Raw genomic sequence first — 11,757 nt, 5'->3', positions numbered from 1 at the left:
GAAAACAGGCCCGCTACTTCTGGTAGATCGCCTCGATCTCGGCCGCGTAGTCCTTCGCCACCACGTTGCGCTTGAGCTTCAGCGACGGCGTGAGGTGGCCCGTCTCCTCCGTGAACTGGGAGGACAGAATGCGGAACTTCCGCACCGATTCCGCCTTCGACACCGCGGCGTTGCCGTCGTCGACCGCCGACTGGATCGCGGCCAGCAGGTCCGCGTCCTCGTGCAGCGACGCCGCGGTGCAACCCACCGGCTTGCCGTGCTCGGCGGCCCAGCGGCCCAGGAACTCCTCGTCGATGGTGACCAGCGCGCCCACGAACGGCCGCCCGTCGCCCACCACCATGCACTCCGCGACCAGCGCGTGTGCCCGGATACGGTCCTCGATCACGGCCGGGGCCACGTTCTTGCCGCCCGCGGTGACGATGATCTCCTTCTTGCGGCCGGTGATCCTGAGGTAACCGTCCTCGTCGAGGGTGCCGATGTCACCGGTGTGGAACCAGCCGTCCGCCAGCGCCTCCGCGGTCGCGGCCTCGTTGTTCCAGTAGCCCTTGAACAGGTGCTCGCCGTGCAGCAGCACCTCGCCGTCGTCGGCGATGCGGACCACCGAGCCGGGCAGCGGCTGCCCGACCGTGCCGATCTTCTGCCGGTCCCACGGGTTGAACGCGGTGGCGGCGCAGGACTCGGTCAGGCCGTAGCCCTCCAGGACCGTGAAGCCGATGCCGCGGAAGAAGTGCCCCAGCCGCTCGCCCAGCGGGGCGCCGCCGGAGATGGCCGCCTCGCCCCGGCCGCCCAGGACCGTGCGCAGCTTGCTGTAGACGAGCCGGTCGAAGACCTTGTGCTTGACCTTGAGACCGATGGACGGGCCCGACGGGGTGTCCAGCGCCTTGCTGTACGCGATCGCCGTGTCCGCGGCCTTGTCGAAGATCGCACCCTTGCCGTCCGCCTGCGCCTTGGCGCGCGCCGAGTTGTAGACCTTCTCGAAGACCCGCGGCACGCCCAGGATCAGCGTCGGGCGGAACGAGGCCAGCTCGTCGGTGAGGTTCTTGATGTCCGGGACGTTGCCCAGCTTGATCGGCGCCAGCATCGGCGCGACCTGCACGAGCCGCCCGAAGACGTGCGCGAGCGGCAGGAAGAGCAGCACTGAGCACTCGCCCGTGCGGAACAGGGGGCGCAGCCGCTCCACGACGTTGCCGCACTCGGCGAAGAAGTTGCGGTGCGTGAGCACACAGCCCTTGGGCCGGCCGGTCGTACCGGAGGTGTAGACGATGGTCGCCGGGTCGTCGGCCTTGGCGAGGGAGCTGCGCTCCTCGACGGTCGCGTCGGACACGTCCCTGCCGAGCCGCCCCAGCTCCTCGACGCCCCCGCCCTCGATCTGCCAGATGTGCTTGAGGGCGGGCAGCGCGTCGCGCACCGACTCGACGGCGGCGGTGTGGCTGTCCAGCTCGACGATGCAGGCCGTGGCGCCCGAGTCGGACAGGATCCACTGCACCTGCTCCGGCGAGCTGGTCTCGTACACCGGCACGGTGACCGCGCCCGCGCTCCAGATCGCGAAGTCGAGGAGCGTCCACTCGTAGCGGGTACGGGACATCAGGGCGACCCGGTCGCCGGGCTGGACACCGGAGGCGATGAGGCCCTTGGCGGCGGCGTGCACCTCGGCCAGGAAGGCGGCGGCCGACACGTCCTGCCAGACACCGCCCGCCTTGCGGGCGATCACGGCGACGTCGGGATGCTGCGCGGCGTTTCTGCGGACGATGTCGGTCAGGTTGCCGTCCGCAGGGACCTCGTACAAAGCCGGAAGGCTGAACTCGCGCAAGACTGCTGCTCCTCATAGGGCGCCGGCGCCACGACGTTGTGTGATGCGACGGTCGGTCCAAGGCTCGGGCAGGTGCTCGGGGAGTTCGCCGGCGGCGGCTGGGCCACTGGTTGAAATCCTGAGCACGACTGGACTGCCCGGACGTTACCCGCCGGTATGGCTTCTTCGACAGGGGGGTCCGGCGAGATGTTCGCTGCGTCACACAGATGGGTGTTCCTGGCCGCACAGTAGTCGACGCACTTACTGACTAGCCAGTAACCGCAGGTGCGACCGCCACTGTTCACAAGTGCACCGCTCCACCTACTCTTGATCGTCATGGCGCCCACACCGTCCGGAAACAGCAGGACACGTATCCACGTGGTCAGTGATGTGCACGGCAACGCGAGTGACCTGGCCCGGGCGGGCGAGGGTGCGGACGCGCTGATATGTCTCGGCGACCTGGTGCTGTTCCTGGACTACGCCGACCACTCGCGCGGGATCTTCCCCGACCTGTTCGGGGTCGAGAACGCCGACCGCATCGTTGAACTCCGCACGGCCCGACGCTTCGAGGAGGCGCGGGAACTCGGGGCGCGGCTGTGGGCCGGAGTCGGCGGCGACCGGGCCGCGGTGATCGAGCGGGCGGTACGTAAGCAGTACGCCGAAATGTTCGCCGCGTTCCCGACACCTACGTACGCGACCTACGGCAATGTCGATATGCCACCCCTCTGGCGGGAGTACGCCGGAGCGGGCACGACCGTGCTGGACGGCGAGCGGGTGGAGATCGGCGGCCGGGTCTTCGGCTTCGTCGGCGGCGGCCTGCGGACCGCCATGCGCACGCCGTACGAGATCAGCGACGAGGAGTACGCGGCGAAGATCGAGGCGGTGGGCGCGGTGGACGTGCTGTGCACGCACATCCCACCGGAGGTGCCGGAGCTGGTCTACGACACCGTGGCGCGCCGCTTCGAGCGGGGCAGCCGGGCACTGCTGGACGCGATCCGGCGTACCCGGCCCCGGTACGCGCTGTTCGGTCACGTCCACCAGCCGCTGGTACGGCGAATGCGGATCGGGGCGACCGAGTGCGTGAACGTGGGTCACTTCGCCGGTTCGGGGCGGCCGTGGGCGCTGGAGTGGTGAGACGGCGCAGGTAGCGGTGACGTCGGGGCGAGCTGCGCGCGGTAGCCTTCACGCTGCACACATGTGCGCGACGATCAACTGGCGGCCCGCATCTGGAGGAGCCACGGCGATGGCGGAATACACCAGCTCGAGCATCACGATCGAGGCGGCACCGGCCGACGTGATGGGGGTGATCTCCGACTTCGCCCGCTACCCGGACTGGACCGGCGAGGTGAAGGAGGCGGAGGTCCTCAAGACCGACGACCACGGCCGCGCCGAGCAGGTGCGGCTCGTCATGGACGCGGGTGCGATCAAGGACGACCAGACGCTGGCGTACACGTGGACCGGTGAGAACGAGGTCTCCTGGACGCTGGTCAAGTCCCAGATGCTGCGGTCGCTCGACGGCTCGTACATCCTGAAGCCGGCGGGGACGGGGGGAACCGAGGTGACCTATCAGCTCACCGTCGACGTCAAGATCCCCATGCTGGGCATGATCAAGCGCAAGGCGGAGAAGGTCATCATCGACCGGGCGCTGGCGGGGTTGAAGAAGCGGGTGGAGTCGGGGCGGTAGTTCGTTTTCGGGTGCGGGTGGGGTGGGGGCGGGCGTCACAACCTCTCCCACCAGCCACCCGTTCGACCAGCTGAGAGGGGGCCGTCGACACCCCCGCCCCCATCCCGCCCAGCCGCGGGCAGGCGTGCCGCTGGGGGCGGCACGGGTGGGCGCGGGCGGCAACCCGTGAGCGCGGGCGGCAACCCGTGAGCGCCGGGGTGCGCCACTCGCCCCCGCCCAGCGGCAACGCCGGGGACCTGGCAACCGGCGCCGACGGCAACCTCCACTACCGTTCACCCCCATGCGCACCATCCTGATCACCGGCCCCGGCGGCAGTGGTCGTACGACCATCGCCGCAGCCACCGCACTCCGGGCCGCCGGTGAGGGCACCCGCACGCTGGTTCTGAGCGCCGACCGCACCGACACCCTGGGCGTGGCGCTCGGGGCCGGGACGGGGGCCACCCCCACGCCGGTCGCCCCGAACCTCACCGCCTGGCGCCCCGACGCCGCCGCCGCGTTCCGCGAGGACCTCGCCGCGTTCCAGGAGCGCGCCACCTCCGTCCTCGACCTGCTCGGCGCCTCCCGCCTCGACCCGGAGGAGGTCACCCCCCTCCCCGGCGCGGAAGAACTCGCCCTGCTGAGGGCGATCCGGGACGCCGCGCTCTCCGACGCGCACGACCTCCTCGTCGTGGACCTGCCGCCCACCCCGCAGGCCCTCACCCTCCTCGCCCTCCCCGAGGAACTCCGCCGCTACCTGCGCCGCCTGCTCCCGCCCGAGCGGCAGGCGGCCCGCGCCCTGCGCCCGGTGCTCGGCCGTCTCGCCGGCGTCCCCATGCCCTCGGAGTGGCTGTACGAGACCGCGGCCCGCTGGGACCTCGAACTGGGCGCCGTGGAAGCCGTCGTCGCCGACCGGAACACCGCCGTACGCCTGGTCGCCGAACCCGGCCCGGGCGGTGCCGACGCCGTCCGCACCGCCCGTCTCGGCCTCGCCCTGCGCGGCCTGCGCACCGAGAGCCTCTTCGCCAACCGCGTCCTGCCCGAGGACGGGGCCGGGCCCTGGCTCGCCGGACTCGTCGCCCAGCAGCGCAAGGTCCTCGCGGAGTGGCAGGGGGAGCACGGCGCCGTCCGTACCGTCACCCACCTCGGCCGCGACCCCCGCGGCACCGACGACCTCGCCGCGCTCACGGTCCCCGGCGTCAACCCGGGCGCCTCCCCGGTCGAGTGGCCCGTCACCGACCGGCTCGCCGACGACGGCGTCCTCATCTGGCACGTCCCGCTCCCCGGGGCCATACGCGAGGAGATCGACCTCGTCCGGCGCGGCGACGAGCTCGTCGTCACCACCGGCCAGTTCCGCCGGATCGTTCCGCTGCCGTCGGCACTGCGCCGCTGCACCGTCGACGGCGCCGCCCTGCGCGAGGGCGAGCTGCGCGTCCGGTTCGCGCCGGATCCCCGGCTGTGGCCGCAGGCCCGGTGAACCACGCACCCCGTTCGGGTAACGTCGTAGAGACGAACCGTAGTCAGGAGTCCGTCATGAGCGAAGAGAGCCCCGAGCAGGACGCGGTCGACCAGGGGACTCGCGCCACCGACGACGACGCCTGGGCCACCGCGTGTGCTGAGGACCTGGCGGAGGAGAAGGCCCGGCGCCGCGCCGAGTACGGCCCGCCCCCCGGCTCGGCCGCCGAGGAGCTGCGCAAGTTCTTCGACACCGTCACCGACAAGCTGTCCGGCCTGCAGTCCCCGCTCCTCGGGGCGGTCGCGGGCCCGGCCGCGCAGCAGGTGGTCCGCCAGGTGGTCGAGCAGGCCAAAGCCGCCGTCGAACCCGTCATGGAACGCAACCCCGACGTCTTCGACCACCTCGCCGCGGCCGGCAACGAACTCCTCGCCGCCTACCGGTCCGCCGTCCAGGCCCAGGAACAACGCTGGACGGCCCGGGCAGGCGACCCGAAGCGCCCCGACAAGCCGGCCGACGACCCCAGCGACCCCCGCGACGATCGCGACAACGGCGAGGGCACCGGCCCCGGCCAGCGCATCGACTTGGACTGAGCATCCCCTCGGGTACGGTTGGCCGTAGCGGGGCTCGACCGAAACTGAGGGATTCATGGGACTCACCATCGGCGTCGACATCGGCGGCACGAAGATCGCGGCCGGCGTGGTCGATGAGGAAGGCAACATCCTCTCGACCTTCAAGGTGCCGACCCCGGGCACGCCCGAAGGCATCGTGGACGCCATCGCCTCGGCGGTGGAGGGCGCCCGCGCCGGGCACGAGATCGTCGGCGTGGGCATCGGCGCGGCCGGCTACGTCAACCGCCAGCGCTCCACGGTCTACTTCGCGCCCAACATCGACTGGCGTCAGGAGCCGCTGAAGGAGAAGGTGGAGGCCCGCGTGGGCCTCCCCGTGGTCGTGGAGAACGACGCCAACGCCGCCGCCTGGGGCGAGTACAAGTTCGGCGCGGGCAAGGGCCACCGCAACGTCATCTGCATCACGCTCGGCACCGGCCTCGGCGGCGGCATCATCATCGGCAACAAGCTGCGCCGCGGACACTTCGGCGTGGCCGCCGAGTTCGGGCACATCCGTATGGTCCCCGACGGCCTGCTGTGCGGCTGCGGCTCACAGGGCTGCTGGGAGCAGTACGCCTCCGGCCGCGCCCTCGTCCGGTACGCCAAGCAGCGCGCCAACGCCACCCCCGAGCGTGCCGAGGTGCTGCTCGACCTCGGCGACGGCACCCCCGACGGCATCGAGGGCAAGCACATCTCCATGGCCGCCCGTCAGGGCGACCCGGTCGCCGTCGACTCCTACCGCGAGCTCGCCCGCTGGGCCGGCGCCGGTCTCGCCGACCTCGCCTCCCTCTTCGACCCCTCCGCCTTCATCGTCGGCGGTGGCCTGTCCGACGAGGGCGACCTGGTGCTCGACCCCATCCGCAAGTCGTACAAGCGCTGGCTGGTCGGCGGCAACTGGCGCCCGGTGGCCGACGTCATCGCCGCCCAACTCGGCAACGAGGCGGGCCTGGTGGGCGCGGCGGACCTGGCGAGAGAACCCGACCCGATCATGTAGAGGGTTCGTCGCTGTGAACGCGGGTTCCTCCGCGCCGCTTCAGGGGCGCGGGGAACTGCGCGAATCACCACGACGCACCCGCACAAGACGAACACCCCACACGCCCCGAACCGACCCCACCGACAAACCCTCACCACGTATCGTGACGGCATGGTGACGCCCCCACCGCTGGAAAGCTCCCGCACGGAACCCGACGGCTCCGCCGTCATCCGCGTCCTCAGCTACAACATCCGCTCCATGCGCGACGACACCGACGCCCTCGCCCGAGTGATCGCCGCCTGCGCCCCTGACCTCGTCCTGGTCCAGGAAGCCCCCCGCTTCTTCCGCTGGCGCAAGAAACTCGCCCGGCTCGCCGCCGACTCCGGCCAGGTGATCGTCTCCGGTGGCGCCACGGCCGCCGGACCGGCGATCCTCTCCTCCCTGCGCGCCACCGTCGAACGTACCGAGGACGTCCTGCTGCCCCTCACCCCGGGCCTGCACCGCCGCGGCTTCGCCACCGCCGTCGTCCGCTTCGGCGGCGCCCGGCTCGGCGTCCTGAGCTGTCACCTCAGCCTGGACGCGAAGGAGCGCTACGACCAGGGCGGACTCCTCCTCGACCGGCTCGCCGGGATGGGCGTGGAGCACGCCATCGCCGGCGGCGACATCAACGAAGGCCCCGGCTCCCGCACCTTCCGCCGTATCGCCGCCGGCCTCCAGGACTGCTGGGCCACCGCCCCCTGGGGCGGCGAACCCACCTGGACGCGCAACGGCCCGTACAACCGCATCGACGCGATCTTCGCGACGAAGGGCGTCGAAGTCCTGGGCTGCGGGGTGCCCCTCGATCTCCCGGGGATCACCGCGACAGACCTGAGGGCGGCCACCGACCATCTTCCGGTCCTGGCCGCCCTCCGAGTCCCAGCCTCGTGATCCCCGCCCGGTACGGCGCTCAGACCACCGCGCCCCGGCCCGGGTCGTCGCCGTCCTCGTCGTCCGTCTTCATCCGCACGACCAGGGTGGTGAACCCGCCGAGGAAGCCGCCGATGCAGACGGTCGTCAGCCACCACGTCATCTCCCAGCCCAGCAGTACAGCCAGCAGGAGCAGGACGGGGCCGCCGATCACACCCAGCCAGGCGAACTTCGCGGTGGCGTCCGCGGCCGGCAGTGGCGGCGGCTCCGGCGGTACGAAGTGTCCCTCGTCGTCCTCGTCGAAGTCGTCCTCCGACGGCTCGGCCGTGCTGTAATCGCGGGGGCCGACGCCGGGCGCGAAGGCGACGGAGCTGCCCAGCGGCTTGGCGGGCTTGTCCTTCGGGTCCTTCGACTCCCTGGGTTCCTTCGGCTCCTCGTCGTTCGGCTCGGTCTCGAGCAGCGCCAGGTCCTCCACGGACTTGAACGGCTTGGCGCCCGGCGGATCCACCGGCTCCTCGCCGTACCCCGCGACGATCGCCGCCCAGGCGGCCTCCTCGTCGAAGGGCACGTGCTGCTCCTCCGGCTCGCCGTTCTCCCGGTGCTCGTCCTCGCGATCCTCGCGGTCGGCGTCGTGCTCAGCCACCTGCCGTCGTCCCTTCTTTGCCGACACTGGGTGCGAGCCGGGCGATGAACGCGTAGCTCTCCTCGAAGATCCGGTCCGCGTCGTGGTCCAACGTCGCCACGTGGTAGCTCTGTTCCAGCACGACCTCCCGTACGTCCGTCGACGACACCCGGCTCAGGACCCGGGCCGAGTCGGCCGCCGGCACGACATGGTCACGCGCGCTGCGCAGAAGCAGCAGCGGCTGCGTGACCTGCGGCAGCTCGCCGTCGACCTGGCGGAAGAAGGTGCGCAGGGAGTGCGCGGCGTGCAACGGCACCCGGTCGTACCCGATCTCCACGCCGCCCTCCTTCGCGATGTCGCTGGTGATGCCCCGGGTCGACCGCACCAGGTGGCGGGCCACCGGGAGGGCGTACGCGGACAGGCCGTGCACCTTGTTCGCCGGGTTGACGACCGCGATGCCGCTGATCGCGTCCCCGTGCTTCGCCGCCAGCCGCAGCGCGAGGGCGCCGCCCATGGACAGACCGGCCACGAACACCTGGCCGCAGGTCCGGCGCAGGGACCGCAGCTCGCGGTCGACCTCCGCGTACCAGTCCTGCCAGCCGGTGAGCTGCATGTCCTCCCAACGGGTCCCGTGCCCGGGCAGCAGGGGCAGCGAGACGGTCAGTCCGCGCGCGGCGAGATGCTCCGCCCAGGGGCGCAGCGACTGGGGGGAACCGGTGAAACCGTGACAGAGGAGGACCCCCACCTCCCCGCCGTCATGGCGGTACGGCTCGGCTCCAGGAAGGACCGGCACCTTCGGTCTCCTGTTCATGAGAGTGGACGTTGCTTCACCGTACGCGACCACACTGACACCGACCAGGGCCGTCGGTCTCTTTGACGGCGCTCCGGGTTAAGGTCTGAACGACAGACACAGGAGGCACTCGGTTGTTGTACGGCGCGATGAAGGTTTCCGTCGGGGGGTCGCTGAAGCTCGTCTTCAGGCCCTGGGTGGAGGGCCTGGAGAACGTTCCGGCCGAGGGGCCCGCGATCCTGGCGAGCAATCACCTCTCCTTCTCCGACTCGTTCTTCCTGCCCGCGGTCCTCGACCGCAAGGTCACCTTCATCGCGAAGGCCGAGTACTTCACCACGCCCGGGGTGAAGGGACGGTTGACGGCCGCCTTCTTCAAGGGCGTGGGGCAGCTCCCCGTGGACCGCTCCGGAGGGCGCGGCGCGGGCGAGGCCGCCATCAAGAGCGGGATAGGCGTCCTGGAGCGCGGTGAGCTGTTCGGTATCTACCCGGAGGGCACGCGCTCGCCCGACGGCCGCCTCTACCGCGGCAAGCCGGGTGGCCTCGCGCGTGTCGCACTCGCCACCGGCGCGCCCGTGATCCCGGTCGCCATGATCGACACGGAGAAGATCCAGCCGCCCGGGAAGGTCGTCCCGAAGGTGATGCGGCCGGGCATCCGGATCGGGAAGCCGCTGGACTTCAGCCGCTACGAGGGCATGGACCACGACCGCTTCGTGCTGCGCGCGCTGACCGACGAGGTCATGTACGAGATCATGAAGCTCTCCGGCCAGGAGTACGTGGACATGTACGCGACCGCCGCCAAGCGGCAGATCGCGGAGGCGGCCAAGGCCGGGAAGGACGCGGAGAAGGCGGCGAAGGCGGCCCTCGCGCAGGCGGAGAAGGACCAGAAGGAGAAGGCCGAACAGGCCGAGAAGGACCAGTAGTCGCACGGTCCGGGGGCGATCGGGGGCGGGGGAGATGGTCAAGCGCGAGCGCGTGATGCGGATGTCGGTCGAGCAGCCGCTGTGGCGTGCGCTGGCCGGCTACCGGGTGCTCACCATGCTGTACGCGGTCGGTTTCTTCGCCACCGCCTACGACGGGTTCGTCCGCCCCTGGGTCGCCGTCGCGTACTACGCCGTCCTGTTCGTCTGGACCCTGGCCACCCTGCCCAAGGTCGCCAACGCGGCGAGCTGCACCAAGCCCTTCCTCGCCGCCGACCTCACCATCGCCCTCACCGGCATCCTGCTGACCTCCGTCGCCGACGCCCACGAGCGGATCCAGTCGGGCGGTCCGACGCTGCCGTCGATATGGACCGCCGGTTCCGTGCTCGCCTTCGCCATCAAGGGCGGCTGGCGCTGGGCGGCGTTCGCGTCCTCCGCGGTCGCCGTCGTCAACCTCGTGCAGCGCGGTACCCCGGCCCGCGACACCGTCCACAACGTGATCCTCGTCTGGGTCGCCTCCATCGCCATCGGCTACGTCGTCGAGGTCGCCCGCGCCTCCGAGCGCACCCTCGCCCGTGCCCTGGAGATCGAGGCCGCGACCCGGGAGCGGGAGCGGCTCGCCCGGGACATCCACGACAGCGTGCTCCAGGTCCTGGCCATGGTGCAGCGGCGCGGCGCGGTCATCGGCGGCGAGGCGGCCGAGCTGGGCCGGCTGGCCGGCGAGCAGGAGGTGGCGCTGCGCACCCTCGTCTCCGGCGGACTCGTCCCGGTCTCCCGGGTGTCGGAGGACGCGGCCCAGGGCGCGCTGGTACGAGCCGTGGAGGAGGCGGAGGAGGAGGAGCGGACGGGCGCCGTGGCCGGCCCCGTCGACCTGCGCGCGCTGCTCGCGCCCTACGCCTCGGCCCGGGTCAACCTCGCCGAGCCGGGCGCCCCGGTCCTGCTGCCCCGGCCCGCCGCGAAGGAGCTGGCCGCAGCCGTCGGGGCCGCGCTGGACAACGTACGCGAGCACGTCGGCGAGGACGCCCGGGCGTGGATCCTGGTCGAGGACGAGCCCGACGCGGTGATCGTCTCCGTACGGGACGACGGCCCCGGCATCGCGGAGGGGCGGCTCGCGCAGGCCGAGGGCGAGGGGCGGCTGGGCGTGGCCCTGTCGATCCGGGGGCGGCTGCGCGACCTCGGCGGCAGCGCCGAGTTGATCTCGACTCCGGGGCAGGGCACGGAAGTGGAGCTGACGGTACCGAAGGTCTCGCGGGAAAAGGCAGACAAGGCGGACAGGCGATGAGCGAACAGCAGGGCACGATCAAGGTCATGGTGGTCGACGACCACCCCATGTGGCGCGACGCCGTCGCCCGGGACCTGGGCGAGTCCGGCTTCGAGGTGGTCGCCACCGCCGGTGACGGCGAGCAGGCGGTACGCCGCGCCAAGGCCGCCGTGCCCGACGTCCTCGTCCTGGACCTGAACCTGCCGGCGAAGCCGGGCGTCCAGGTCTGCAAGGAGGTCGTCGCGGCGAACCCGGCGCTGCGTGTGCTGGTGCTGTCGGCGAGCGGTGAGCACGCGGACGTGCTGGAGGCGGTGAAGTCCGGCGCGACCGGCTATCTGCTGAAGTCGGCGTCGACGGAGGAGCTGGTGGACGCGGTGCGCCGCACGGCGGTCGGTGACCCGGTGTTCACGCCCGGCCTGGCCGGGCTGGTCCTCGGCGAGTACCGGCGCCTGGCCTCGGAGCCCGGACCGGCGCAGGACACCGACGAGCCGAAGGCGCCGCGGCTGACCGAACGCGAGACCGAGGTGCTGCGGCTGGTCGCCAAGGGCCTGAGCTACAAGCAGATCGCCGAACGCCTCGTCATCTCCCACCGCACGGTCCAGAACCACGTTCAGAACACCCTCGGCAAGCTCCAGTTGCACAACCGGGTGGAGCTCGTCCGCTACGCGATAGAGCGCGGACTCGACGACGAGTAGGCACCACTGGGCCAACTCCCGCACAGTTCACCGGAATGCCCTTCGCGCCCATCCCTGTGTGACCTGGATCACCATTAGCGTGG

Annotated in this window: 12 protein-coding genes; 9 read left to right on the top strand and 3 right to left on the bottom strand. The window is 71.5% G+C overall.

Going from position 1 to position 11,757, the window contains the following annotated elements; all coding sequences use genetic code 11:
* Nucleotides 1–13 precede the first annotated feature (13 nt).
* Nucleotides 14–1,810 carry an AMP-dependent synthetase/ligase gene (locus IG99_RS02035; RefSeq protein ID WP_037668961.1) on the bottom strand — a complete coding sequence of 599 codons (1,797 nt, stop codon included), beginning with the start codon at nt 1,808–1,810 and terminating at the stop codon, nt 14–16.
* Between the two features lie 357 nt (nt 1,811–2,167).
* On the opposite strand from IG99_RS02035, the gene IG99_RS02030 reads away from it, so the two are divergent.
* The 6 genes from IG99_RS02030 to IG99_RS02005 all read left to right on the top strand — a co-directional run bounded on the left by IG99_RS02030 (nt 2,168) and on the right by IG99_RS02005 (nt 7,410).
* Nucleotides 2,168–2,923, top strand: a complete 756-nt coding sequence (locus IG99_RS02030) for a metallophosphoesterase family protein (RefSeq protein WP_037668958.1) — start codon at nt 2,168–2,170, stop codon at nt 2,921–2,923.
* Between the two features lie 109 nt (nt 2,924–3,032).
* On the top strand, nt 3,033–3,473 hold the full coding sequence (locus tag IG99_RS02025) for an SRPBCC family protein (protein WP_037668955.1): 441 nt from the start codon (nt 3,033–3,035) through the stop codon (nt 3,471–3,473).
* Between the two features lie 280 nt (nt 3,474–3,753).
* Nucleotides 3,754–4,926, top strand: coding sequence for an ArsA family ATPase (locus IG99_RS02020; RefSeq protein ID WP_037668954.1), 1,173 nt, complete (start codon nt 3,754–3,756; stop codon nt 4,924–4,926).
* A gap of 56 nt (nt 4,927–4,982) precedes the next feature.
* The gene (locus IG99_RS02015) at nt 4,983–5,495 is read left to right on the top strand and encodes a DUF5304 domain-containing protein (RefSeq protein WP_037668952.1); all 513 of its coding nucleotides are present in this window, start codon (nt 4,983–4,985) and stop codon (nt 5,493–5,495) included.
* A 55-nt stretch (nt 5,496–5,550) separates the two neighbouring features.
* Complete coding sequence (locus IG99_RS02010) at nt 5,551–6,504, top strand: ROK family glucokinase (RefSeq protein WP_037668950.1); 954 nt, start codon at nt 5,551–5,553, stop codon at nt 6,502–6,504.
* A 150-nt stretch (nt 6,505–6,654) separates the two neighbouring features.
* Nucleotides 6,655–7,410, top strand: a complete 756-nt coding sequence (locus IG99_RS02005) for an endonuclease/exonuclease/phosphatase family protein (protein WP_037668948.1) — start codon at nt 6,655–6,657, stop codon at nt 7,408–7,410.
* 19 nt (nt 7,411–7,429) lie between these two features.
* Here the strand turns inward: IG99_RS02005 and IG99_RS02000 are convergent, their stop codons facing one another.
* Both IG99_RS02000 and IG99_RS01995 read right to left on the bottom strand, forming a co-directional pair.
* The gene (locus IG99_RS02000; RefSeq protein ID WP_037668946.1) at nt 7,430–8,032 is read right to left on the bottom strand and encodes a hypothetical protein; all 603 of its coding nucleotides are present in this window, start codon (nt 8,030–8,032) and stop codon (nt 7,430–7,432) included.
* A complete protein-coding gene (locus IG99_RS01995) occupies nt 8,025–8,804 on the bottom strand; it encodes an alpha/beta hydrolase (RefSeq protein ID WP_037668944.1) in 780 nt (259 codons plus the stop codon). Before IG99_RS01995 ends, IG99_RS02000 begins: the two co-directional genes overlap by 8 nt.
* Nucleotides 8,805–8,950: 146 nt before the next feature.
* On the opposite strand from IG99_RS01995, the gene IG99_RS01990 reads away from it, so the two are divergent.
* The 3 genes from IG99_RS01990 to IG99_RS01980 are packed head-to-tail and all read left to right on the top strand — an operon-like array spanning nt 8,951 to nt 11,674.
* Nucleotides 8,951–9,721, top strand: a complete 771-nt coding sequence (locus IG99_RS01990) for a lysophospholipid acyltransferase family protein (RefSeq protein WP_037669600.1) — start codon at nt 8,951–8,953, stop codon at nt 9,719–9,721.
* 34 nt (nt 9,722–9,755) lie between these two features.
* Nucleotides 9,756–11,000: a MacS family sensor histidine kinase gene (gene macS, locus IG99_RS01985; protein WP_037668943.1), complete on the top strand. Its 1,245-nt coding sequence runs from the start codon at nt 9,756–9,758 to the stop codon at nt 10,998–11,000.
* Complete coding sequence (locus IG99_RS01980; protein WP_037668942.1) at nt 10,997–11,674, top strand: response regulator; 678 nt, start codon at nt 10,997–10,999, stop codon at nt 11,672–11,674. Before macS ends, IG99_RS01980 begins: the two co-directional genes overlap by 4 nt.
* The last annotated feature ends 83 nt before the right edge of the window (nt 11,675–11,757 follow it).

The sequence above is a fragment of the Streptomyces griseus subsp. griseus genome, from assembly GCF_000720255.1.
Classification (GTDB): domain Bacteria; phylum Actinomycetota; class Actinomycetes; order Streptomycetales; family Streptomycetaceae; genus Streptomyces; species Streptomyces griseus_I.
This window is presented reverse-complemented; position numbering and strand designations above follow the sequence as displayed.

Excerpts from the sequence above, each read along its gene's own strand:
- IG99_RS02025 (WP_037668955.1), top strand. The coding sequence starts at position 3,033 with ATGGCGGAATACACCAGCTCGAGCATCACGATCGAGGCGGCACCGGCC.
- IG99_RS02020 (WP_037668954.1), top strand. The coding sequence starts at position 3,754 with ATGCGCACCATCCTGATCACCGGCCCCGGCGGCAGTGGTCGTACGACC.
- IG99_RS02015 (WP_037668952.1), top strand. The coding sequence starts at position 4,983 with ATGAGCGAAGAGAGCCCCGAGCAGGACGCGGTCGACCAGGGGACTCGC.
- IG99_RS02010 (WP_037668950.1), top strand. The coding sequence starts at position 5,551 with ATGGGACTCACCATCGGCGTCGACATCGGCGGCACGAAGATCGCGGCC.
- IG99_RS02005 (WP_037668948.1), top strand. The coding sequence starts at position 6,655 with ATGGTGACGCCCCCACCGCTGGAAAGCTCCCGCACGGAACCCGACGGC.
- IG99_RS01990 (WP_037669600.1), top strand. The coding sequence starts at position 8,951 with ATGAAGGTTTCCGTCGGGGGGTCGCTGAAGCTCGTCTTCAGGCCCTGG.
- macS (WP_037668943.1), top strand. The coding sequence starts at position 9,756 with ATGGTCAAGCGCGAGCGCGTGATGCGGATGTCGGTCGAGCAGCCGCTG.
- IG99_RS01980 (WP_037668942.1), top strand. The coding sequence starts at position 10,997 with ATGAGCGAACAGCAGGGCACGATCAAGGTCATGGTGGTCGACGACCAC.